The sequence below is a fragment of the Nostoc sp. PCC 7524 genome (assembly GCF_000316645.1).
In the GTDB taxonomy this organism is placed as follows: Bacteria; Cyanobacteriota; Cyanobacteriia; order Cyanobacteriales; family Nostocaceae; genus Trichormus.
Window position 1 is genome coordinate 1,023,005 of record NC_019684.1, and the last position, 24,771, is coordinate 1,047,775.

The window sequence follows — 24,771 nt, forward strand, 5'->3', positions numbered from 1 at the left end:
GGTAAAGCCAAGGAGCAAGGTAACTTCAAAGTAGAGTGTACCATCCTTAAGTAGTATCAGAATTACACAGATAAGACAGATGAATCTCAGCTGGACTCACATACATCTGATACTCAATCACTTCCCAATTGTGGGGGCTATTTTTGGGCTTTTACTGTTTATTTATGCCATTTTCAAGAATAATCAGGATTTAATGCAAGCTACTTATTGGGTGTTTGTCATTATTGTACTGCTTGCAATACCTGTGTTTTTTTCGGGTACGCAAGCAGCTACAGTGGCTCACCATCTACCCAATGTCTCAGAATCTATTATCCATCAACATCGAGCCATAGCAGAACAGACATTAATAGTATTAGGGATGTTGGGAGTGCTATGTTTTATAGCTTTGCTTGTCTTTAGAGTTCCAAGAAAAGCTCCGACTTGGTTCACTATATTATTGTTGGTCTTAGTAATTATTGCTACAGCTTTGGTGTCATGGACTGGTGTACGTGGGGGTGTGATTCGTCACACTGAAGTTAGAGGAGAATTAGAATTTTTAGCTCCCATCAATGAAACTAAACCTCAAGATAACAAGGCTTCGGAAACCGAGACTGAACACTCTCATTAATCTCATAAATGTTCTTGTAATATATTTAGTTCTCAGATTTACAAGGAGTAAGTATGGCTAAGATAGGGTTATTTTTTGGTACTCAAACAGGCAATACCCAAACCGAATCTGAAACGATTCAACAAGAGTTTGGTGAGAAAAATACTGTGGAATTACATGATATTTCTCAAGTAGAGCCAAGTGATTTTAATGAATATAGTTATATCATTATTGGCTGCCCTACTTGGAATATTGGGGAATTACAAAGTGACTGGGAAGGTTTTTATGATGAGCTAGACAATATTGATTTTTCTGGTAAAAAAGTGGCTTACTTTGGTGCAGGAGATCAGGTTGGTTATCCTGATACATTTCAAGATGCAATGGGCATTCTGGAAGAAAAAATTGCAGAACTAGGTGGTGAAACTGTAGGTTATTGGCCTACAGATAACTATGAGTTTACTGAGTCTAAATCACTTCGTGATGGGAAATTCGTAGGTCTTGCTCTCGATGAAGATAATCAATCGGATTTGACAGAGGAAAGAATCAAAACTTGGGTGGCTCAACTAAAGCAGGAGTTTGGTTTGTAGAAGAGTATGTTACTTGCTGTTCTAGATTGGTGTTAAAAACTTGAATTTTAAAAATGAGCAAAAAATGATTATGAAAAATACAACTAGAAATACAACTGTTGCTAATTATGTGGTTTCTATTCTTACTCTATTAGGATTGAGTGCTGTCCCGTCTATTGCTCAAACTAATCCTTCTCAGCAAAGCTCAAAAATAAACTTACAACAGATGAAGCAGCATCATCAAGAAATGATGGTACAGATGGGACAGATGCAGCAAATGATGGGACAAATGCAAATTAATATGGGTCGAATGCAGCAGAGAATGTCTCAGATGACACCTGAACAAATGCAGCAAATGATACAAAGAATAACTCCACAACAAAGAGAACAACACCATCAAAAAATGATGATGCAAATGCAAGAAATGATGAGAAATATGCAGCAGATGAATCAAATGATGGAAAGGATGAACCAAATGATGGGAACTGGTAATGCAATACCAAAACAATAATAATGAGTGCTATTGATCATGACAAATCATAATAGGCGAACAGCTACACATCCGGTTAACGAACATCAACACCATTCTGAGCATCAACCAGGGCATTTACAACATGGTGGACACGCTGGACATGGCAAACACGCCGGACATAGCCCAGAAATTTTTAAACGTCGCTTTTTTATCTGTCTGCTGTTAACTTTGCCAATCTTGTATTTTTCTACTCAACTACAAGATTGGTTAAATTATGAAGCGATCGCCTTTCCTGGTTCGCAGTGGATTAACCCAATTTTAGCTATCATCATCTATTTTTACGGTGGTTGGGTATTTCTCAAAGGTGCTTGGAACGAACTGCACAGCCAAATCGGGATGATGACGCTAATTGCACTGGCAATTACGGTTGCATTTGCCTATAGTTTGGCTGTTTCTTTCGGTTTGCGGGGAATGCTTTTTTATTGGGAACTAGCAACCCTAGTAGATATTATGCTGCTAGGTCACTGGATTGAAATGGCTTCTGTACAAAGTGCTAGCCGAGCTTTAGAAAATTTAGCCCAATTGCTACCTGCCCAAGCCCATCGCCTAGTTAACGGTAAAGTTGAAGATGTGCCGATAAGTGAAATTCAAGCAGAAGATATTGTTTTGATTCGTCCAGGTGAGCAAGTTCCCAATGATGGCATTGTGATTGAGGGAGAAACCAGCATAAATGAATCCTTTCTCACAGGTGAATCTCGTCCGGTTGCTAAACAGGAAGGGGATGAAGTAGTAGCTGGTTCGGTGAACGGTGAAGGTTCAGTTAAAGTTAAAGTTACTCGTGTGGGTGGCGAAACTACGATTAATCAGATTATGCGCTTGGTGGAAGAGGCGCAGGGTTCTAGAAGTAGATATCAAGTTTTAGCAGACCGGACAGCTTATTGGTTGACTATAATTGCGATCGCCGTCGGTACTCTCACATTCGTGATTTGGCTATACTTCAGTGATTTAATCTTTGCTGTCAACCGTAGCGTTACCGTATTAGTAATCACCTGTCCCCACGCCCTTGGTTTAGCCATCCCTTTGGTAATTGCCAACTCTACAGCTTTAGCTGCTAAAAACGCCATTTTGGTGAGAAACCGAGATGCTTTAGAACGGGCAAAAGATATTAAAAATATGGCATTTGATAAAACGGGAACTCTGACAGAAGGACGTTTTGCTGTGCAAAGAATTGTCAGCGACCCGTTAGCAGAAGAACAAGCCTTAGCCATCGCCGCAGCTTTAGAAACTTCTTCCGAACACCCCTTAGCGCAAGCTGTGGTAGAAGCCGCAGAACGCCGTCAAGTGAATTTACCCCAAATGTCTGATTTTAAGACTGTCACAGGTCGGGGTGTGGAGGGTAAAGTTAACGGTCAAACTTATCGGATTGGTCGTCCTGAGTGGGTAACAGAACAAAGTCTGAGATTGCCATCATCTCTGCGTCAAGGATTAGATATGGCAGATGAACGCGGTGAAAGTGCGGTAGTTTTAATGACTGATAAAAATGCTGTGGCTGTGATTGCAATGGCAGACAAAGTAAGGGAAAGGGCTAGACAAGCAGTTAATCAACTCAAAGAAAAAGATATTCAAGTAGTCATGATTACCGGAGATGCGGAAGCTGTGGCGCGGACAGTGGCTCAGGAGTTAGGTATTGAGCGTTATTATGCCCGTGTTGTACCGGAAGACAAGGTGAGTATTATCAAACAATTGAAACAGGAAGGTGCAACTGCTTTTGTTGGTGATGGAATTAATGATGCGGCTGCACTTTTAGAAGCTAATATTGGAATTGCGATTGGTGCAGGAACTAATGTAGCAATTGAATCTGCGGATTTAGTCTTAATTGAAGATGATCCCTTAGACGCAGTTAAAGCCCTCAATTTAGCACAAAAAACCTACAGCAAAATGATTCAAAATCTTGCATGGGCGACAGGTTACAACGTGATTGCTATTCCTCTGGCGGCTGGTGTGCTTTATACTTGGGGAATTTTACTTTCCCCAGCAGTGGGAGCATTATTAATGAGTTTATCAACCGTGATTGTGGCAATTAATGCTGTAATGTTGCGTCGGGCGAAGTTGGCTTAAATCCAATACAGTTCAGTTCAGAAAATAGTTTGTAGTGTACCCCTGTGGGGAAGCAAGCTACGCGTAGCGTCTCGTAGAGAGGACTTTAGTCCTCATCTAAGGACTGTACCGCAAGCGGAACCCGTTCGCGATAGCGTTGCGTAGCAAAGGGTAGTCCTTACTACGAACTCTTCCTTACTTCACAAACCCCTCTCCAAAGACGCGGAGCAGCTTCTCGCTAGAGTAACTGTCAGGCGTTGCATTGGCAATGTTAGGCGTTGCATTAACAATGTCAAGTGTTGCATTGGCAATGTCAGGCGTTACATTAACAATGTCAGGTGTTGCATTAACAATGTCAAGTGTTGCATTGGCAATGTCAGGTGTTGCATTAACAATGTCAGGCGTTACATTAACAATGCTTATAAAGCAACTTGTGTGTACACCGTAGCCCCTTGACATAGAATTGGGATTACTCAAAAATTGATATCATTTTCTTTCCTGATTCAACATCTGTAAGTGGTTTTTTAGGCATTAATAATTTACTGAACTGAGCATATAAAGCAGGTAAAACTAATAATGTTAAAGCTGTAGAAGTAAACAAACCTCCCAGTACCACAACAGCTAGAGGCTGGAGAATTTCTTTACCTGCACCTGTACCAATTACCAAAGGTATCATTCCCAAAGCTGAAGTTAAAGCTGTCATTAAAATAGCCACTAAGCGTTCCATTGAACCTTCAAAAATCACTGTTCTTAAAGGCATTCCCTCAGCTAATTTATTATTGTAGTTGTCTACTAATAAAAGTCCGTTGCGTGTGGCTACTCCAAACAGAGTAATGAACCCGACTAAGGAAGCTACAGAAATAATGCCGCCACCTAAAGCTATGGAAAATATACCGCCTACCAATGCTAAAGGTAAGTTAATCATAATCATCAGCATGGCAGAGACGGATTTAACTGCGAAGTACATTAAGACAGCAATAATTACAACTGCTAACCCTCCAAAAACCAATAAGTTTTGTGTGGCGCGTTGTTCTGATTCAAATTGACCACCATATTGAATAAAATAACCTGTGGGTAACTGAACTGATTGCTTGACCTTGGTTTGAATTTCATCAACCACAGAACCTAAATCTCGACCGGAAACATTAGCAGAAACTACAATTAAACGTGAGACATTTTCTCGGTTAATCGTGTTGGGTCCTGTGCCATAGTCAACATTGGCGACTTGAGCTAAGGGGATTTTCTGCCCTGTGGGGGTATCAACTAACAAGTTGCGGATAATGTCTAAATTATTGCGTGCTTCTGGCTGCAACCATACTACTAAATCAAATAATTGCTGTCCTTCCAAAACTTGTGAGACAACACGCCCATTCAAAGCAGTTTCGGTCATTTCTGCTAGTTGACCTATTGTTAAACCATAGCGAGCTGCGGCTTCTCTGGAAAATTTAATTTGTACCTGCTTAATGGGGACTTGGGGTTCAAGTTGTAAGTCTACCAGTCCGGGTATATCTTTGATAGCAGCTTGTACTTCCGTCCCCATTTGACGCAGTTCGGCTAATTCTGGGCCAAAAATTTTGATAGCGATCGCACTTCTCACTCCTGATAATACCTCATCCATGCGGTGCGAAATAAAGCCGCCAATACTTGCAGCAATTCCCGGTATCTTGGCAAATTCTGCCCTTAGCTTTTCTATACTGGCTTTCCTATCTTGTAATCCCTCCTTAGTCAATTCCACATCTAAATGTCCTAAATTTACACCCCCCGCATCTGCATCACCAGGGGCGCGTCCGGCTCGTAACTGCACTGTACTAAATCGCTTGTCATCTTTTAAAGCCTCTTGCATAGCGAACCCGACTTGATTTGTTGCTGACAGAGAACTTCCAGGATAAAGTAGCACAGCATTAACTAAAGATGGTTCTTGAAACTCAGGCAGAAATACCCTGCCCAAACTCGGTAAAATCACCAAAGAAGCGACTAAACTAGCTCCTGCTATTGCCAAAATAATCGTCGGGAAGCGCAGAGAAAAATTTAGCAATGGTTTATAAAGTCGCTGCGATAAAGCATTTACCCAAGTATCATCTGAGGGTAACTTGCGATGAGCTAATAAAATCGCGCACAGTGCAGGTGAAAGCGTCATGGCCACAAAGGTAGACGCAAAAATTGATACCAAATAAGCCACACCCATCGGGGCAAATATCCGCCCTTCCACACCTGTGAGTGTAAATATGGGGGCAAAGACTACGGCAATAATGACTGTAGAAAAAATCACGCTGACTCTAACTGCAACGGAAGTATCGTAAACCACCTTAAAAGGATGCTCAGGATTACTTGAAGCTTGATTCTTGCGTAAACCCCGGTAGCAGTTTTCCATATCAACAATTGAATCATCCACTACCGAACCGATAGCCACAGCCAAACCACCCAAGGTCATAGTATTGATTCCCTGACCCAATAAATTGAGAATCAACATCCCAATTAAAACTGATAGGGGAATCGCGCTCAGAGTAATAATAGCTGTGCGCCAGTTCATCAAAAACATCAACAGGATGACAGCAACGATGATAGTACCATCACGGAGAGAACTGGTAACATTTTCAATAGCTGCTGCAATAAAACTTTCTTGACGAAAGGTTTCTGTCACCTTCACATCTGGGGGTAATGCTAATTTTACCTCAGCGATCGCCTTTTCAATTGCTTTAGTTACAGTCGGTGTATCATACTGCGGCTGTTTATTCACCATCACCACAATTGCAGGCTGACCATTCAGACTACCATCACCACGCTTTAAAGCTGCCCCGATTTGCACAGATGCCACATCTTGGAGTAACACAGGCTTACCATCACGGGCTGTAATTGCCGAATTAGCCAACTGTTCAATAGAATCAACTCGTCCCAGTCCGCGAATAATAATTTCTTGTTCAGGATTAATTAAAAACCCACCAGCCGCATTCACATTAGCCGCCTTGGCTGCTGCTGTCACCTCATCCAAAGTGACATTAAATGCTTTCAACTTTCCTGGGTCAACTAAAACCTGATACTGACGGACATCACCACCATAAGCAATCACTTGCGATACCCCAGGTACAGCCAACAGTCGGTTTGCCACATCCCTGTCAACCAAACGCCGCACTTCCATCAGTGGCGTTGTGTCAGCCGTGAAAGCATACTGCAACACCGTCCCAATAGGTGAAGTAATCGGCGAAATTTGCGGATTTTCTACACCTTCAGGTAACTTTTCCTGCACCTGTTGCAATCGTTCCGTCACCAACTGACGAGCCTGATAAACATTAGTCCCCCACTTAAAAATCACCTTCACCACAGAAATTCCCACCGCCGACGAAGAACGTACCGTTTCCACTCCCGGCGTACCATTCACAGAACTTTCAATCGGTAGAGTCACCAGTGATTCTACTTCTTCCGGTGCTAATCCTGGCGCTTCCGTTTGAATCTCAACTTGCGGCGGTGCAAAATCAGGAAACACATCCAATGGCATCTGAGTCAGATTGTAGACACCCAAAAACGTCACTACAACCGCGCCCAAAACCACCAACCACCGTTGAACAATCGACCATTTAAGGATGGCATTTAGCATTGACAAACTCCAGACACCAGAATTGCAGAAAGGCAAAGGGCAGAAGGTAAAAATGGTTTACCCCTGATAATCTTCTTGTTTGCCATTTTTCAGGCTGGATTCAGCAAGTGGTTGATGTTGAGCGTTATGCTCAAAATGAGTTTCCATTTCATACCCAAAAATCGGTGCTGGAGATAACTGAGATTTAGCCCGCCGACTAGACCAAACAGCACCTCCAACAAAAGCTACTGTAGTTAATAAACTTCCTCCGCCAATGCCTAATAACCATAGTGGTACAGGCAACTGAGATGTTACTGCTGTAGTAGTTTCTCCGTGTTCATGTTCGGCTGTACTAGATTTACTATCCCCTCGTAATGACTGCGCGTACAATTGCGGCGCACGCTGAGTCACCACTAAATCTCCCTCAAATAAACCCGTCTTCACCTCCACCATATCCCCAGAGGTTTGGCCCAAAGTCACATCCACTGCTTGATAAGCGTTACCGTTTTGGATATAAACCTGTTGCTTACCATTGACATCAACAATGGCTGTAGTGGGAATAGCTAACATTGGTGATGATGTTTGGTCTGTGAGAACTTCCAATTGTGCAAACATTCCTGGTTTCAGGACACCACCAGGATTATTGATTTCTGCTTTCACTGGTATAGTTCGCGTCTCCCCTACTACCACCGAATCAATCACAGTAATCCGCCCTGTAAATGTGCGGTCAGGTAAAGCAGCGATTTTGACATTAACCCGTTGACTTTGGCGAACTTTATCTAAATCTTTTTCATAAATATTAGCTGTAGCAAACACCCGACTATCATTAACAATCGTCATTAATTTGCCACCTGCATCATTGAAGGTTTGACCGATAGTAGCTTCTCTATCTGCCACCTTACCGACAATTGGGGCTGTAACTGTCACAAGTCCTTTGTTATTACTACGGATGCCTAGTTGTTGCAAGCGAGTTTCATAGTTTGTACTGCTGAGACTAATGCGAGACTTAGCGACGGTGACAGCCGCCTGGGCGCGTTTGAGTTGATTTTCTGCGGCGATAACTTCCCGCCGACTATTAGCTTGAGTAAGTTGTGCTTTCGCCTGTGCTAGCTGAGTTTGAGATTCTAAAGCATTACGTTGGGGTAACGCGCCAGCCTCAGCTAAATCTTTGTCTTGATTATATTTTTCTTGAGCAAATGCTAATTGACTTTCAGCTTCGGCAATTTCCGCAGCCGCAATTTGTTGATAGCGTTGATAGTTTTGTTGCGCTAACTTTAAATCTGCTAAAGCTTGTTGTAAATCTGCTTGACTTTGGGCTAGTTTCTCTTGTGACTCTACACGCAGTGCAACTAAATCTGGACTGGTAACAACAGCAACGGGTTGACCTTTCTTGACTACACTACCCGGTTCTACTAATAACTCAACTACTTTTGCCCCTGGAATGGGTGTAGTAACTTCCGCTTGTTGACTAGGTAGGGTTTCTATTTGACCTGTAGTTTTGATGCTAATAGTCAATGGCTGTAGTTTGACCGGTGCAACTTTTATCCCTAACCTTTGAGCAGTTTCAGTATCTACTTGAACCGAAGTATTAGCAGAGGCTTCACCACCTCCCTGAAATTCATTTCCGTGTCCAGCATGGGCTAGAACTACTGCGGGACTTACCATGAGTAGTAAGCCTGCTAGTGTACTATAGACACTACGCATAATTAAAAGTGTTTGGCATCGCAGAGAGTGTGACATCGCTATCAGAAATCCTGAATTACGGGGAAAGGGGATGTGCTATACCTCATCCCAGTGTTTCACCTCAAAATGAAATTAGGATGAAATTGAGTAGAGATTTTTTGTGTTGTCACAGAGACAGGAATAAAAAGTTACCAAATGAGAAAATATTAAGTTTATGCGTGTTTTATTAGTCGAGGATGAACCAGATTTGGGTATTGCTATTAAGCGAACTCTTACCCAACAGAAATATTTGGTTGATTTGGTAATGAATGGTGATGAGGCTTGGGCATATTTAGAAAGTAGTTGGACACAATACACATTAGCTATTTTTGATTGGATGATTCCCGGTATTTCTGGGTTGGAATTATGTAAAAAATTACGTTATCGCCATAATCCTCTGCCTGTATTAATGCTCACAGCTAAAGACAGCATGGAAGATAAAGTTATGGGGTTAGATGCTGGTGCTGATGATTATTTAGTCAAACCATTTGGCATGGCGGAATTGTTAGCAAGATTGCGGGCTTTGCAAAGGCGATCGCCTCAATTTCAGCCCCAGGAATTAACTGTAGGAAATCTCACTTTAGAGTATGGCAATAGTAAAGTGATCAGTAAAGATGCTATAGGAAATAAACAGGAAATTACTTTAACTAATAAAGAATTCCAACTCCTAGAATATTTCATGAAACACCCCAATCAAATAGTGACTTCTGAACAACTCCGCTATCAACTTTGGGAAGTAAACTCAGAACCTGTTAGTAATGTAGTGGCAGCACAAGTCAGGTTACTACGGCGCAAGTTAGCTAATAGTGGCTGTGAAAATATGATTGAAACATTACATGGTATGGGATATAGACTAAATCTCACTCATGAATCAAAATAAATTATTTCAGCGCACCCGTCTACAGTTGGCGTTTTGGTATGCGCTGGTGATGGCTGTAATTTTAAGTCTTTGTGGAATTGGTATTTATAAAGCTGTGTCTCATGCTCATTGGATGACATTAGACCAAGAAATAGAATCAGTAGCAGGAACATTGCATGATACTATTGAACTAAAATTGCAACAACCCGGTCAATTAGAACCAGTCATAAAAACACTTTTACCCAATATTTGCATAGTAGAAACAAGATGTATTTCAGAGTCAATAAATTCTCAACGTCATACCCTCAGTGCCATTCACCAAGGACATTATTATGTACGTTTTTTTGATAAAAATGGACGATTAATAGCCACAGCAGGTGCTTATCCACAAGGATTCTCATCAGAATTTAATCAAGAATTATGGCAAACTCTCAAAGATAGAAAAGGAAAGGTTTATCACCAAATTTCTTTAACATTGCATACCCAAAATAATCGTGATTGGGGTTATCTTCAAGTCGGGCGGAGTATTGAAGATTTCAGTAATTATTTAGATGCAGTTAAAATAACTTTAGGGTTGGGTTCGCCAATTGTGATTGGTTTAGTTGGTTTTGCTAGCTGGTGGTTAGCAGGATTAGCAATGCAACCAATTTATAAATCATACAGACAAGTTCAGCAATTTACAGCAGATGCAGCCCACGAATTACGCACACCGTTAGCAGCAACTCAAGCAACTGTAGAATCAGCACTTTTAATGTCACAACTGGATGAATTAGAGGCGCGGGAAATTTTACAAACTATACAACGTCAAAATCAACGCCTGACTAATCTGGTAGCAGATTTATTATTACTATCTCGCTTAGATCGTCAACCTGTCCCAATACTGCGTGAAATTTGTTGTTTAAATGATATTATTAGCGACTTAATAGAAGAGTTTGCCGCATTAGCGATCGCCACAAAAGTCACCCTCAAATCTCAGATTCCGGTGTCTGCTCCTGTCAATATTATTGGTAATCAAGACCAGCTTTATCGTTTGATTTCTAACTTAATTATCAATGCCATTCAATACACGCCATCAGGTGGTGAAGTAACGGTTTGTTTAAACCGTAGTGAACACTATGCTGTGATTCAAATTCAAGATACAGGTATTGGGATTCCCCAATCAGAATTATCGCGGATTTTTGATCGCTTTTATCGAGTGCATAGCGATCGCTCTCGTAAAACTGGCGGTTCTGGATTAGGACTCGCGATCGCTCAAGCAATTGTCCAAGCACACCACGGTAGCATAGATGTACAGAGTAAATTAGATCAAGGCAGTATTTTTACGATTAAGTTACCCCATAAGTCTGAGGAAGTACAAACATAAAAGCCTTTACCAGAAATACCCAGGTTCTATAGTAGTTTGGCGGGTAGAGGAGTCATATTTGAGAAGATATTCACGGGCGATCGCTTCGTTTTGGCGCAGGGTTTCTACTTCTGGTTTGCCGATTTCCGTATCGGTAGAAAGTAAAATGACTTGATGACTGGCGGCGGGAAAATAACGTTCTACTAAGTTGTTGCGGTGGGAGGAGTCGAGTCTGCCAAGGGGTGTGTCAATCGCTACAGGCAAGCGGCGGCCGGAAACTTTGGCGAGTCCCCAAAGGAATGCGATCGCCAGTAGTTGTTTTTCCCCGGCTGACAGGCGATGTTTGGGTACTGGTTTACTTTTCAAATCATAAAGCGACAGGCTGAAAGTTTCAGTATCTATGGCGATACGATGCACCAAATCAGATTTATGTAATAAATAGAGGAAACAATTCTTGACTTCTTCCTCTAATTTATTAAGTTTTCTCAGAGTTAACTTTTCCCGAAAAGTCTTCAGAGTTTCTTGAACTCTCGTCACAGAATTAATCAGATGTTCTCGATTTTTGTAATCAATATTTTTATCTGTATATTCTTTTAACTCTTTCTTAGTCTGTTCAATAATATTTCCTAAGACTGTGAGTTTGTATTGAGTTGTTTCATAATTAGCTTTAGCTTCCGCCAGTTGATTTTGAGCTAATTTCACAGCATCCTGTAGCTTTTTATAAGCTTCTGGTTCGGCTGCTGTTTGTACTTGTCTTTCTAAAGTAATAATTTCTTCTTCCATATTTTTGAGAATATCTAACTGTTGCCTTAGAGAATTTTGGATATTTTTTAAATGATATTTAGCATTATCTAATTGACTTAAACTTTCTTCGTCAGCGAGTAACCAGGGAGATTCAGCTTGTGCATAACCTGTATATAAATTATCCACATCTTCAGCTAAAAAAGACTGAATTTTATCAACTTGTTCCCCTGGCATAGCTAAGTTACTTAGCCAATCAATCAAGCGTTTATCTCGCTCTAAAATTACATCTCTCGCTAATTGTACTTGTTGATAACGAAATTCTTTTTCCCCTTGTGCTTGTACCTGACTCAGTAACTTAGAAATAAATGCCAACGGTAAGATATCAGTAGCCAACTCAGACATTGACTGCCGAATTTTTTCGGCGGCGGCGATTTTTTCATTTTTGAGCCTTTCTAGTTGATTGCGTTCAGCCGCAATCTTACCACCTTCGGAAATAAATCTATCTAAAGCTTCTTGCTGATTAGTTTCTAACTCTTCTAGTTTGTTCTTAATAATTGCTAATTTTTCTTCTAAAGCTTGGTATTCTTCTTGCTGCTGTTGTAACCTTTGCTCAATTGCTTCTAAGTTAGCTAAATCTTTTGTATTAGCAATCTCTTTCCGTTTACGGTTGACTAAAATATCTAAATCAACTGCTAATTTATCTGCTAACTCTAGTCCTAAAAGTCCGCGAATGGCTTCAATTACGATTTGCGGTGGTGTCTCTTGTTCTGCAAGTTCTTTAACTTGTTCGCCATCAAACAAAAATAAGTTAGAAATCCCTAATGGCAGAATATTTTCTATATAGTCATCCCAAATATTAGACAGAGAATCAACTGGCCAAGTATCATCATCACCTAAAATTCCCAGTGCATCTTTACCGTCTTTCGGGTTTTTTTCCCAAACTCGAACAATACGATATCTTATTGGTTTGTCATCTTCAATATGTTCAAATAGTAATTCAATACGTGTTTTTTCAAAAGGGTCAGTGTTACTGTTAACGCATTGAGTTAAAAAATCAGCATAACTCAAGTTACCACGAGTAGAACATTGGGCGCGTTGTCCATATAAAGCTAGGCGTATCGCATCCATGAGGGTGGTTTTTCCACCACCATTCATCCCACCTAATAGGATAATTGGATGATGTTCTTCGTTTTTCCTGGGGTCAAGATTGATTACTTGTTTCCCGGCGTAGGGACCAAAATTTTGTAATATGATTTCTAGAAATATCATTTGTTTTTAAGAATTAAGAATAGAATTTGATTTATTAAGGCTAAGATGATTTCTGGAAACTTTTTAGTGTTGTATTCGAGATTTGTAGATCCCCCTAAATCCCCCTTAAAAAGGGGGACTTTAAGAGATTTTCCCCCCTTTTTAAGGGGGGTTAGGGGGGATCAGACGAAATATAATACTTCCCCGACATCCTCTAAGGCTTTACTCCAAACTTATAATTGTAAACCACAGAGGCACGGAGACACAGAGAAAATTTATAGCAGTCGCCATCTAGATTAGGACATCCAGCAATCATAGAACCGTTACACTAAGAGGCTTTGCAATCTGTCACCTGTCACCTACTATAGTTTTATATTTCCATGAAAAAGTGGTTCTGTAGTTAACAGAACCACTTAATTTATTGTATAAATTTGATGATTTAGCGAGCTAAACCTTGGGCAGAAACTGCATCAATTGGTTTCATGAGGTACAGTTTTAATAATTGCCAGCCACTGGAGACGTAAACTGGTAGCTTCTGGAAGAATTGCAAGAATTTCGGAGTGTTGGAGTTAGCGATCGCACTCAATTTTTCGTTATTCTTGATACATATATCCAAACGTTCGTAGAACTCTGGATTATCTACATCTAGAATTACTGGGAAGACTCTACCTGCTGTTTCGTTGGTCTTCTGAATTACATAGATGTCATATTCCCGCGCATCTAGACCAATGGAAGCGTAGAAGTCTTGACGCTGGATGTCATTGAGGTACATCGTCACAAATACTGACAACAAGAAGAAGCGGCTCCAAAGTTTCGCTCTCCAGTCGTTCAACATTTGTGGCTGGGATTTCATGATGGCATCAAAGAAGTCACCATGACGGTTTTCATCCTGACACCAGTTTTCAAAGAACCGGAAAATTGGATAAATTCTGTCTTCAGGATGTGATTCTAAATGGCGGTAAATGGTGATGTAGCGCCAGTAACCAATCTTTTCAGAAAGATAGGTAGCGTAGAAAATAAATTTGGGTTTAAAGAAGGTGTAATTGCGGCTCTTGGTTAAAAACCCTAAGTCCAGAGACAAGTTAAAGTCGGACATCGCTTTGTTCAAAAAGCCCGCATGACGCGCTTCATCCCGTGACATCAGGTTAAAGCATTCTGCTAAAACAGGACTTTTATCTTTCAAACGACGACCGAGTTCTTTGTATAGCAAAAAGCCAGAAAATTCTGCTGTACAAGACCGTTCTAGAAACTCCACGAACAAGCGGCGAGTTTCCCCATCAATGTGATCCCAGGATTGTTCAAACTCGGCATCCCGAACAAAGTGATGGCGGTTATAGTCAGCACGGAACTCTTCTAAAATGGCTCTTAACTCGTCTTCATTGACGGAGATGTCCATCCGTGCCATCTCATCAAAGTCAGTGGTGTAAAACCGGGGTGTTAATAGAGTTTCTTTTGCCGGGACTTTAATCCCTGGCCGCATTTCTTCAAAGCCTGGCTTCTTTAGGGAATCTACCATGTCCTAATTGCAATGAGTGTTTTTATTATCTTGACTACGCCAACAAAAGCACAAGATGTGCGATCGCACGACGCAACAGCCAACAATAATTAATTTGTATAAATTTCAGTCTACCAAGGTGCAGAGGGAAACTGGTAGGCAAAACGTTAAGAGTTGCAACAAAAATTCAACAATATTCCATAGTCCATAGTCATGAGGTCTTGGCTATGAGTTACTTTCCCCATATCTCCCACCCTACGGGTAGGCTTACGCCATCGTAAGAGAAGCAAGCTACATCTTCCCCCACTCCCCACTCCCCACTCCCCAGACAGTAAAATTGAAATTATGACTCTCCAGTTCTAGCAAGCTGCTGTGAAACAAAACGGTAGGGAAATAGCATCTCAGTAAACAAGCGTGAATCCAAGGGGTTGTCCACAAAATGGCTGTTGACAAGAATCAGCATCAAGACCGTATGCTTGTGTCTTATATTTTGAGTGCAGCGTTCTTTTTTGGTCTAGGGGGACTGCATCGACTCTACAATGGCAAAATCGGTACTGGCTTGTTGTGGCTAGTAACTGGGGGTGTCTTTGGTATTGGGCAGTTTGTGGATTTGTTTCTAATACCTGGGATGGTAGATGAATATGAACAGCAATTGCGGCTCAAAGCTGGTGTATCTCCCTTGGGTGTACCTGTGAATCACCCCATAACTACTTCCCAAGTCCAGCCTCTGACCGGCAGCCAACTTATGGTGAAATTAATTGAAGTTGCAGAAAGCAAAGGTGGTAGCTTGACTGTGACTCAAGGTGTAAAAGCAACAGGAGCTAGTTTTGCGGCAGTTGAGGCGGCGTTAAAAGAAATGCTCAAATCAGGTTACGTCAAAATAGACAACGACCCCATTACTGGAGCCGTTACCTACTATTTCCATGAGTTGAATTAATTTCTACCCAGCCACTTTTGGCCGTTTAAACGATACACTAACCGAGACACCAACATATCCAGTGTAATTTTCCGCTCGTCGATGAGAAATGACTCAAGGGTGCTGGGCCTTTTGCCTTCGTTACAAGAAAAGCCTTTTTTACCTTGGATATCTTCATCGGGGAAATAAACGTTAAACTGGCGCTGACCGTTTTGCCAACTACCAATCACCTGCCAGCATTCTTCGGCTGACTGAAAACCAGCAATAGGCAGCTTCTGCTTGGCAAAAGATAATTGTAAATCTTTTACCCCTTCTTGTGCGATCGCCTTTTGCAAAGCTGGCAAGTAGTCTTGCTCCATAAACTCTACAAATGGCTTATCTTCCACAGATGGAGCCTTTTCTTTTTTCGCGGCGGCAGGTTTGGCGGCGGCGGGTTTGGCTTCTTGGGTAGCAGCATTGGGGTTAGTTTTGGGGTTCGCTGCTTTGGGATCTGGTGTGTTAGCAGTAGGAATATCGGTTGCTACTGGTTCGCTGGTACTGGGAGCGTTTGCTGCTGAGACAGTAGGAGCTTTTTTGTCAACAGTGCTAGGAATAGCATCTCCCGCTTGATTTTGATTGGTTTCGTCTGCCATTACTCAGGTCAATCCTTATATCTAGCTTTTAGAGCTTCGCTCACCTTTAATTAGTAAGTTATTTTCATTTTTACACAGAAGAGTGAGTCAATAATCAATAGATAAATAGATAAAACCCTATACTTCATCGCTAACAATCATGATGTTATTGCTAGATAAATTTGTATTGATTAGTACCCTTTATTGAATTATTTTCTAATTTTAATATTCCAGGAATTTATAGGCTTTATTCTCATTCCCCATTCCCTGACTTCGCACAATTCACAATTAAATGAGTTAAGGCATCAATCAGGCGATCGCTCTCCATTGGCATAATATTTTTACCGTGCATAATCTCTTGGGTAATCACAAAATGCACCAACGACCCAATCAAAATCCTCGCAGTCGCCTCTGGATCGGGAATATTCAGTTCGGAACGGGAAGCCAGATATTTACTAATAGTTTCTATCGCTGGTTTGGCAATGCTACCAATAAAAACCTGCGCTAACTCTGGAAACCGCGCCGACTCCCCCATCAACAATCGCTCAAATGATTGATATTCTGGATCATTCATCATTTGATTCAATGTGGTTTTTGCTAGGAGCCGCAGCACTATATAGGGTTCTCCCTGTAAAGGTTGTGTCCCCAAAATCAGCTGAAACCGCTTTCTGGCTAATCTTTCTATCAAAGCTCTAAACAGTCCTTCCTTATCTTGAAAGTGGCTGTAAACTGTGGCTTTGGAAACTCCTGCCGCTTCCGCTACTTTATCCATACTCGTAGCCGCATAGCCATTGGCTAAAAATTGCTGCATCGCTCCTTGCAGAATTTTTTCAACTTTATCTGTAGAATTTGAGCGGTCTGTTTCCCCAGTTTTAGGGCGTGCCATGTGTTAATAATTCCTCTTGAGTGGCGCTTGACTAAACTACTCGGTTTAGTATAATCATATTATAAGACTATACAGTTTAGTTTTGTATATATCAGTTCAGACATCGAACAGGTATTAAGCATATAAGAGTAGCTGTATCAGTTATCAATGATTCAGTTATAAACCCAGCAAATGTTCACAAATAACTGTTTGTTGATAACTGTCAAAAGTTCGTCAGGACATTTACCAAAATCCGATTTGAGTCAGCGAATAGGGAATTGCTACAAAGGTATGCGATTGTGCAGAATTCAAAGCTAGACCGTTCAATTTCCCCGCCATCAATTTTACGTCCAGCGATTTTTTTAGCTATTTTTGTATCTTTTGCTGTCATAGGAATCAGTGTTTATATAACATTAAAATTTCGGGAAGCATCTAATCAGAAGGTACAAGCACAAACAACATTAATACCAGAGCTAAAAACGGTGACAGCCTTGGGACGGATTGAGCCAAGGGGAAGAGTCATTAAACTTTCTGCGACTACATCTAGTGAAGGCAGTCGGGTAGAGCAATTATTAGTTCAGGAGGGAGACAGGGTAAAAACTGGACAGTTAATCGCCATTTTGGATAGTCGTGACAGATTAGAAGCAGCTTTAAAAGAAACCCAGGAACAAGTAAAAGTAGCACAGGCAAACCTCAACCGTACCAAAGCTGGAGCCAAACGGGGAGAAGTGGTTGCCCAACAAGCCACAATAGCCCGTTTAGAAGCAGAAGCGCAAGGTGAGATAGCAGCTCAGACAGCTACTGTAGCGCGACTGAAAGCCGAAGTGCAGAATGCCCAAGTAGAAGAGCAACGCTATCAAGCACTGTATGAACAGGGGGCAATCTCCGCTTCTCAACGCGATAGCAAGCGGTTGACCTTAGAAACCACCCAAAAAGACCTGCAAGAAGCCCAAGCACAGTGGCAGCGTATTTATGTAAGTAGCCAGAAAAATCTCCAAGCAGCCAAAGCCACCTTAGAGCAAATTACCGAAGTTCGGGGTGTAGATGTCGCAGCCGCCGAAGCCGAAGTTAATCGTGCCATAGCAGCGATGAACCAAGCTAAAGTCAATCTTACCCAAGCTTACGTGCGATCGCCCCAAGATGGACAAGTATTTGAAATTCACAGCCGCCCTGGAGAATTAATTTCCAACGATGGCATTGCTGATATTGGACAAACCAGCCAAATGTACGTTATCGCCGAAGTTTACGAAAGCGACATCAGCAAAATCAAACCAGGGCAACAAGTGCGAGTCATCGGTGATTATCTACCCATTGAAATGCAGGGAATAGTTGAGCGTAAAGGTTTACAGATACGCCGTCAAACCGTAGTTAACACAGATCCTTCCAGCAACATTGACAACCGAGTCGTAGAAGTCCAAATCCGCCTAGATTCTGCCTCCAGTCAAAAAGCTGCCGACTTAACCAATATGCAAGTTAAAGCAGTAATTGAGTTGTGAAGCAGAAAGAGGAAGCAGGAAAGACAAGGAAGAATTTTTTTCCAATCCCCAGTCCCCAATCCCCAGTCCCCAATCCCCAGTCCCCAATCCCCAATCCCCAATCCCATGTTCCAACAATTACGACGGCGAACACCATTAGGTTGGCTGCAACTTAGTCATGAAAAAAGTCGGCTATTAGTGGCATTGTCAGGTATTGCCTTTGCTGACTTACTGATGTTTATGCAGCTAGGATTTCAAGCGGCGTTGTATGACAGTAACACTCAACTACATCGCAGTTTGCAAGCAGATATTATTCTCATCGGTTCCCAAACCCGTAACCTGCAACGCATCTCTACCTTTTCTCGCCGACGACTATATCAAGCAATGGATGTACCAGGGGTAAAATCGGCTGAGGCCATGTATGTGAGTAACATGGTTTGGAAAAATCCCCAAACCCGCCGCGACACAGAAATTTTAGTAATTGGGATTAATCCCAATAAACCTGCTGTTGATTTTCCCGAAGTTAACCAAAAGCTATCAGAAATTAAGTTACCGGATACAGTTTTATTTGACCGTGCTGCTAGAGGAGATTACCAAGAAACCATTGCTCAACTAGAACAAGGTCAAATTGTCAAAACAGAACTAGAAAGACGGACTGTAACGATTAATGGTCTATTTAGATTAGGTGCTTCCTTTGGTGCTGATGGTACTCTGATTACCAGTGATCAGAATTTCTTGCGCTTTTTTCCCCGACAACAAGCTGCTAATGTCAGTGTGGGTTTAATTCAGTTACAGCCTGGGGTAAATCACCAAGAAGTAAAAGCCGCATTACAAGCACGTTTATCACAAGATGTCAAGGTTTTAACCCATCGAGAATTTATTGAATTTGAAAATAACTTTTGGCGTACCAACTCCCCCATAGGATTCATTTTTAGTATTGGTGTATCAATGGGCTTTGTAGTCGGTGTGATTATCGTTTATCAAGTCCTATCAACAGATGTCAATGCTCACCTCAGAGAATATGCCACCTTCAAAGCTATTGGATATCGCCATTACTATTTACTGGGTGTGGTTTTTGAAGAAGCATTGATTTTAGCATTGTTAGGCTTTTTACCAGGGTTAGCAGTCTCTCTAGGACTTTATCAATTAACACGTAGCGCCACTAACCTACCCATGTATATGACACTCATGCGGGCGTTACAAGTATTAGTTCTAACTATTATTATGTGTACAATTTCGGGAGCGATCGCCACCCGTAAACTCCAAGCCGCCGATCCCGCAGATATGTTTTAGACAAGAGAGAAGGGGGAGACAAGGTAGATTTTATCCCAATCCCCAATCCCCAATCCCCAATACCCAATACCCAATACCCAATCCCTCACCATGTTCACCATCATTTCCATTCGGAATCTTGATCACTACTTTGGCAATGGTTCATTGCGTAAGCAAGTTTTATTTAATATCAATTTAGAAATTAACAAAGGTGAAATAGTGATTTTGACAGGGCCTTCTGGTTCTGGTAAAACTACCTTACTTACCTTAGTAGGTGGATTGCGTTCTGCCCAATCTGGTAGTTTAAAAGTATTGGGTAGAGAACTCCGTGGTGCGAATGCAGAAAAATTAGTCCAGGCGCGACGCAATAACGGCTATATTTTTCAATCCCATAACTTGCACGGTAGTTTAACAGCAGTGCAGAATGTCAGAGTTGGTTTAGAATTGCACCAGCATATTGGAATAGAAGATATAGAAACTCGTGCAGTACAGATTTTAGAGCAAGTCGGGTTAGGAAGTCGCCTACATTATTATCCCAGTCAACTGTCAGGAGGGCAAAAACAACGTGTGGCGATCGCCCGTGCTTTAGTCAGCCATCCCCAAATTGTCTTAGCAGATGAACCGACAGCCGCCTTAGATAGTCAATCTGGTCGAGATGTGGTTAACTTAATGCAAAAACTCGCCAAAGAACAAGGCTGTACAATCCTGATGGTGACTCATGACAACCGCATTCTCGATATTGCCGATCGCATTGTACAGATGGAAGATGGCAAGTTAGTTAATGGGACTCTGGCTAAAATCGGCTAAGGGAATACCAAACAATAAATTATCCAGAATTGACGGTTTAGTAGGGTGCTTCAGTGTCAAAAAACCTAACTACACCGAGAAATTATTTAATAGTCTATGGTTACAGTCCATAAAAAAAGGTAGGAAGACCTACCTCATAACCCAAAAAAAGCATTTTGTAACCAAATACATCCTTAAATATCGCAGAGAGTTATGGCGGAAATATTACAAAATTACGTCAAGTGTGTGGAGAAGTTGGGGCGGCTGCTTATTACCCTCAGCCAAGAAAATCGCAAAGCTTGGCAGCAAGCTCTAAATCTGCAACCTGCACAACAGCATTGGGCTAAGATTACGAGTCGTGATGCGTAAAGCCCCCGTCATTTATGCTCTTATTTTGGTCACGGTATTGTTTAAACTACTAAATTAATACCTAAAAGGTTAAAATTCCATGAGTGATGCACAGGCCTTGCGTTTATTCGGCTCTATATTCACTGGCATTGGCAGTATATTGACTGTTACAGGTATCGTAATCGGCTTCAAGACTCGTTCCTTTGTAGCTACATCTGTAACCACCCAAGGAACTGTTATCGATTTAATACGACGTTCATCCAGTAGTAGCTCCAGTAGCAGTAAAAGTTATCTCTACTATCCGGTAGTAAGATTTACTCCATCTTCTGGTGATCCCATCACATTTGAAGTCAATTCAGGTAGCAGTTCACCAGAATTCACTAAAGATCAGCAGGTTGAAGTGCTATACAATCCGCAAAATCCAGATTCTGCCATGATCAATACTTGGTCTAATCTATGGCTTCTACCTGTGGTGTTTATAGCTATGGGGTCACTTTTTATCGTGATTGGAGGAGTTGCATTAGTAAACTCTTTCTCTCCTGTCTAAATTTTCAGTAACCTGGAACTCTGCAACACCCTCTTTATTCTTGTAATCCAAACGCCAAGCATGGGGAGGTAAGCCGTGGTGTTGACGAAACTGACGAGAAAAATGACAGACGTGTTGATAACCTAATAACTTAGCAATTTGTTCTACTGTCTCCTCAGTGTTTTGGAGTAAGCGACGAGCTTCTACCATCCGACGTTTCACAATCCAGTTATTGATAGTCTCCCCTGTCTGCTTCGCAACTCGATTAGTTAAATATGCAGGTGAGTAACCAACGGCTGCGGCTACATCACACAGAGTAATTCCTTGATGAAAATAAGCTTCTATAAACTCGAAGACTTCTTGTAGTTGGGGAATCGAGGGGAAAATTGATTGAGAATCAACAGAGGTATTGGGTGAAGGTTCTGCTGGTGGTAGTTTCTGCAACTTATTCTGACACCAGTTTTGCAGAGATGTTTGCTTTCTTAACCGAGAAGCGATCGCTCTGAGTAATTCATCTAGGGTTGAGGGTTTGGTAATATAATCGTCTGCCCCCAATTCCATCCCTTGGCGAAGATTTGCCCTAGTGTCGCTACCAGTCAGGAAAATAAAAGGAATCCCTGCTGTATAAGGATTTTGGCGTAGTGTATTGAGAACAGTGTAACCATCAATATGAGGCATGATGATATCGCAAACTACTATGTCGGGTAAATGCTCTTGAGCCTTTTGAATACCTACTAAACCATTCTCAGCACTTATGGTGTCAAAACCTTCAAACTTTAGCCCATTTAAATAAAGATTGCGGGTAACAGCATCATCTTCAATAACCAGAATTTTTTGTAATGTTTCGTGCATCATTTTTCTGTGAGTATGACTTTCAACAAAGAACACTTACCAAACTCTGTATTAACTGTTAGATCAGAATGAATCAATTCAAAATTTAAAATACCCTACGGGAAGGTAAGTCTACAAAATTCGGAATAAAAGTAATTACTAAACTCCTAGTTATAGATATTAAAGTGTGAGCATTCAACTATAAATGGGAACCACTATAGTTTTGTACATTAGATGGCAACATCACAGTAAACTTAGTACCTATACCAACTTCACTCTCTACATTCACCTGCCCACCATGTAAGTCTACAAGGGTTTTCACAATTGATAACCCTAGTCCAGTACCAGGAACATTATCAACATTTTTACCTCGATAAAATGCTTCAAATAGCCGTTGTTGGTCTACTACTGGAATACCAATACCGCTATCTTTAACTTGAAATAATACTTGTTCATTGTTCCATGAAACCTTTAATTCCACTATACTCCCGAAGGGAGAATATTTAATAGCATTATCTAGTAAATTTTTCAGGATTGACTCTAATATTTTTTTATCCATAAAGACTCTGAGATATTTACTTTGATAAGCAAAATGAATGAAATTTTGCATATTGCTCATCTGCATTTGTGCCACTAAATTTTGGCAGAACTGAACTAATTCAAATTGTTCTGGTTCAAATTTTAATTTTGCTGCTTCCGTCTTAGCAAAAAACAAAATATCGTTTAACATTTGGCTAAGTTGTTCGACAGCTATTTCTACTTGCTCTAGGAGTGGTTGTATTGACTTTTCTGTTTGCTCATCAATATATCGCTTAAGTAAATTATTTGAGAATGAAATAATATTTAATGGATTGCGGAATTGATGACAGACCATTGAGAGAAAACGCGCTCTTAATTCACCAAGTTGTTTTGCTTGTTCTAAAGCCTGGTTAAGCTCTGATTCTACGTGTTTATAATCGGTGATATCAATGCCTGTGATCAGATCCACTGGCTTACCCTGGAAATCAAAATTTCCATCAAGCATTGCTGTAGCACAAGCTAGCCAGCGTTCTTGACCATTTTTGGTTAAGATATTGACCTCTTGATATTCAAAGGTAGCAGCTTCATTTGATTTGCGGATCTGTCTGGTTTTTCTACTTTTAATTAGTTGCCGACTATCAAATCCATTTAATAATTCTGCTTTTGTATAACCTGTAAGTAGTTCGACGGCGGGATTGACATAGCAAATCTGCGTATCTTGAATTAAAAAAGTGCTGGCATCTGTCGTTTCTGCTAAAGTCCGAAATCTTGCTTCATTCAATTTCAATGCTTTTTCTGTCTGTTTGGATTTAGTAATATCCCAAACACTCCACACTCTGCCAATGATTGTTTTACCGAGCCACTGTGGCTGAGAATGATGAGCAAAAAACCTCCCATCCTTCAATTCCAGAATATCGTAGCTTTCAAGATCAGATTGGCTAGAAACTTCCCAAATTAACCGATTAAATGCTTCTGGATCTTTCAGTTGATTTTCAAAAAAGGCTTTACATTGAGGACATCTTTTAGACAATATCAGCGATTCTGGAATCTGCCACATCTCCATAAATGTTTGATTAAAGCTGAGAATATCGCCCTCAAAGTTAACCGCAACAATCCCAATTGCAGCAGATTCAAGTGTAGAGCGCAATAGAGATAAAGATGTCTCTAACTTTAGTTCTTTGCTCTTCAGATCAGACAGTTGCTGTTGCAGGTTAGCGTTGTTATTTTTTAATTCATTAATCCATTTTTGTACACTTAAATCTACTATCTCATTACTTTTATCTCGCACAAAAGCATAGATATATTTTTTACCTTTTTCTTCTATAAAATTAATGGATATCTCCACTAAAAATATCTGACCTTTTTTGGTTCGATAGCGAGTTTTAAAACAGCAACTACCTTGTAATTTTATCTCTGACCAATTATGAAGATGAAAGTCTATATCTAAATCTGGTAACGTCATTGTTAGTAATTCTTCATGAGAATACTCAGTCATCTGGCAAGTGGCATCATTAACATAGAGAAATTGCCAGCTATCTGACAAATAAAATGCCCCATCTACAACTTTATTTATGAGGAGATGAGCAAATTTAAGCTCTAATTCTGATTGTATTGCCATATATGATTTAGCACTCCCAATAAATTGTTTATTGACGTATTTTCATGATTTAAAGTCTGACTTGTTTTGTGTAGGTTTTAATCTAACTATTGCAAGTATTACTTGACAAAAATTCAGTAAGACATAAGATACATTGTTTAATGTAAAGTGTCTAAATTTCCCTTAACTTTATTCCTACCAACTCTAGAACATCCCAATAATTTTGCCCTGGTTTTTTTTACCAAGCTATCAGTTAGGTATCAAAAAATTATGGTAGCCCACTGAGAATTGACATCGACTCCGTACTGCTCAGTCAAATGACC

General features: G+C 40.8%; 20 protein-coding genes. 12 read left to right on the plus strand and 8 right to left on the minus strand.

The window, feature by feature from the left end:
* The first annotated feature begins 79 nt into the window (after positions 1 to 79).
* The 4 genes from NOS7524_RS04285 (at position 80) to NOS7524_RS04300 (ending at position 3,742) form a co-directional block, all read left to right on the plus strand.
* The gene (locus NOS7524_RS04285) at positions 80 to 607 is read left to right on the plus strand and encodes a hypothetical protein (RefSeq protein WP_015137241.1); all 528 of its coding nucleotides are present in this window, start codon (positions 80 to 82) and stop codon (positions 605 to 607) included.
* Positions 608 to 660: 53 nt separating this feature from the next.
* Positions 661 to 1,173 (plus strand): flavodoxin FldA, encoded by a 513-nt coding sequence (fldA, locus tag NOS7524_RS04290; RefSeq protein WP_015137242.1) that lies wholly within the window; start codon positions 661 to 663, stop codon positions 1,171 to 1,173.
* A gap of 70 nt (positions 1,174 to 1,243) precedes the next feature.
* Positions 1,244 to 1,663 (plus strand): hypothetical protein, encoded by a 420-nt coding sequence (locus NOS7524_RS04295; RefSeq protein WP_144050837.1) that lies wholly within the window; start codon positions 1,244 to 1,246, stop codon positions 1,661 to 1,663.
* Between the two features lie 18 nt (positions 1,664 to 1,681).
* Positions 1,682 to 3,742: a copper-translocating P-type ATPase gene (locus tag NOS7524_RS04300; protein WP_015137244.1), complete on the plus strand. Its 2,061-nt coding sequence runs from the start codon at positions 1,682 to 1,684 to the stop codon at positions 3,740 to 3,742.
* A 448-nt stretch (positions 3,743 to 4,190) separates the two neighbouring features.
* Here the strand turns inward: NOS7524_RS04300 and NOS7524_RS04310 are convergent, their stop codons facing one another.
* Both NOS7524_RS04310 and NOS7524_RS04315 read right to left on the minus strand, forming a co-directional pair.
* Positions 4,191 to 7,313, minus strand: a complete 3,123-nt coding sequence (locus NOS7524_RS04310; protein ID WP_015137246.1) for a CusA/CzcA family heavy metal efflux RND transporter — start codon at positions 7,311 to 7,313, stop codon at positions 4,191 to 4,193.
* Between the two features lie 57 nt (positions 7,314 to 7,370).
* Positions 7,371 to 9,032, minus strand: coding sequence for an efflux RND transporter periplasmic adaptor subunit (locus NOS7524_RS04315; RefSeq protein WP_015137247.1), 1,662 nt, complete (start codon positions 9,030 to 9,032; stop codon positions 7,371 to 7,373).
* 157 nt (positions 9,033 to 9,189) lie between these two features.
* On the opposite strand from NOS7524_RS04315, the gene rppA reads away from it, so the two are divergent.
* Both rppA and rppB read left to right on the plus strand, forming a co-directional pair.
* Entirely contained in the window at positions 9,190 to 9,894 is a 705-nt protein-coding gene (gene rppA / locus NOS7524_RS04320) for a two-component system response regulator RppA (RefSeq protein ID WP_015137248.1), read from the plus strand.
* Positions 9,881 to 11,236, plus strand: a complete 1,356-nt coding sequence (gene rppB, locus NOS7524_RS04325; RefSeq protein ID WP_015137249.1) for a two-component system sensor histidine kinase RppB — start codon at positions 9,881 to 9,883, stop codon at positions 11,234 to 11,236. The genes rppA and rppB overlap by 14 nt, the downstream gene beginning before the upstream one ends.
* 6 nt (positions 11,237 to 11,242) lie before the next feature.
* On the opposite strand, the gene dndD is transcribed toward rppB, so the two are convergent.
* Together dndD and acsF are read right to left on the minus strand one after the other, a co-directional pair.
* Positions 11,243 to 13,228 carry a DNA sulfur modification protein DndD gene (gene dndD, locus NOS7524_RS04330; RefSeq protein ID WP_015137250.1) on the minus strand — a complete coding sequence of 662 codons (1,986 nt, stop codon included), beginning with the start codon at positions 13,226 to 13,228 and terminating at the stop codon, positions 11,243 to 11,245.
* 418 nt (positions 13,229 to 13,646) lie between these two features.
* Positions 13,647 to 14,723 (minus strand): magnesium-protoporphyrin IX monomethyl ester (oxidative) cyclase, encoded by a 1,077-nt coding sequence (gene acsF / locus NOS7524_RS04335; protein WP_015137252.1) that lies wholly within the window; start codon positions 14,721 to 14,723, stop codon positions 13,647 to 13,649.
* A 418-nt stretch (positions 14,724 to 15,141) separates the two neighbouring features.
* Between acsF and NOS7524_RS04340 the strand changes: the two genes are divergently transcribed.
* Entirely contained in the window at positions 15,142 to 15,639 is a 498-nt protein-coding gene (locus tag NOS7524_RS04340) for a TM2 domain-containing protein (RefSeq protein ID WP_015137253.1), read from the plus strand.
* Here the strand turns inward: NOS7524_RS04340 and NOS7524_RS04345 are convergent.
* Positions 15,636 to 16,250, minus strand: coding sequence for a DUF2996 domain-containing protein (locus NOS7524_RS04345; protein ID WP_015137254.1), 615 nt, complete (start codon positions 16,248 to 16,250; stop codon positions 15,636 to 15,638). The two genes, NOS7524_RS04340 and NOS7524_RS04345, sit on opposite strands and share 4 nt — an antisense overlap.
* Positions 16,251 to 16,482: 232 nt before the next feature.
* Positions 16,483 to 17,115: a TetR/AcrR family transcriptional regulator gene (locus tag NOS7524_RS04350; RefSeq protein ID WP_015137255.1), complete on the minus strand. Its 633-nt coding sequence runs from the start codon at positions 17,113 to 17,115 to the stop codon at positions 16,483 to 16,485.
* Between the two features lie 278 nt (positions 17,116 to 17,393).
* Here NOS7524_RS04350 and NOS7524_RS04355 point away from each other — a divergent pair, with 278 nt between their 5' ends.
* The 5 genes from NOS7524_RS04355 (at position 17,394) to NOS7524_RS04370 (ending at position 21,522) form a co-directional block, all read left to right on the plus strand.
* The gene (locus NOS7524_RS04355) at positions 17,394 to 18,590 is read left to right on the plus strand and encodes an ABC exporter membrane fusion protein (protein WP_015137256.1); all 1,197 of its coding nucleotides are present in this window, start codon (positions 17,394 to 17,396) and stop codon (positions 18,588 to 18,590) included.
* Positions 18,591 to 18,695: 105 nt separating this feature from the next.
* Positions 18,696 to 19,862: an ABC transporter permease DevC gene (gene devC, locus NOS7524_RS04360; protein ID WP_015137257.1), complete on the plus strand. Its 1,167-nt coding sequence runs from the start codon at positions 18,696 to 18,698 to the stop codon at positions 19,860 to 19,862.
* Between the two features lie 90 nt (positions 19,863 to 19,952).
* Positions 19,953 to 20,648, plus strand: coding sequence for a DevA family ABC transporter ATP-binding protein (locus NOS7524_RS04365; protein ID WP_015137258.1), 696 nt, complete (start codon positions 19,953 to 19,955; stop codon positions 20,646 to 20,648).
* A gap of 192 nt (positions 20,649 to 20,840) precedes the next feature.
* Positions 20,841 to 20,996: a hypothetical protein gene (locus tag NOS7524_RS29825; RefSeq protein WP_015137259.1), complete on the plus strand. Its 156-nt coding sequence runs from the start codon at positions 20,841 to 20,843 to the stop codon at positions 20,994 to 20,996.
* Positions 20,997 to 21,075: 79 nt separating this feature from the next.
* Positions 21,076 to 21,522 (plus strand): DUF3592 domain-containing protein, encoded by a 447-nt coding sequence (locus NOS7524_RS04370; protein ID WP_015137260.1) that lies wholly within the window; start codon positions 21,076 to 21,078, stop codon positions 21,520 to 21,522.
* On the opposite strand, the gene NOS7524_RS04375 is transcribed toward NOS7524_RS04370, so the two are convergent.
* Positions 21,496 to 22,356, minus strand: a complete 861-nt coding sequence (locus NOS7524_RS04375) for a response regulator transcription factor (RefSeq protein WP_041555151.1) — start codon at positions 22,354 to 22,356, stop codon at positions 21,496 to 21,498. The two genes, NOS7524_RS04370 and NOS7524_RS04375, sit on opposite strands and share 27 nt — an antisense overlap.
* Before the next feature lie 175 nt (positions 22,357 to 22,531).
* On the minus strand, positions 22,532 to 24,469 hold the full coding sequence (locus NOS7524_RS04380; RefSeq protein ID WP_015137262.1) for a scytonemin biosynthesis sensor histidine kinase: 1,938 nt from the start codon (positions 24,467 to 24,469) through the stop codon (positions 22,532 to 22,534).
* Positions 24,470 to 24,771: the final 302 nt, after the last annotated feature.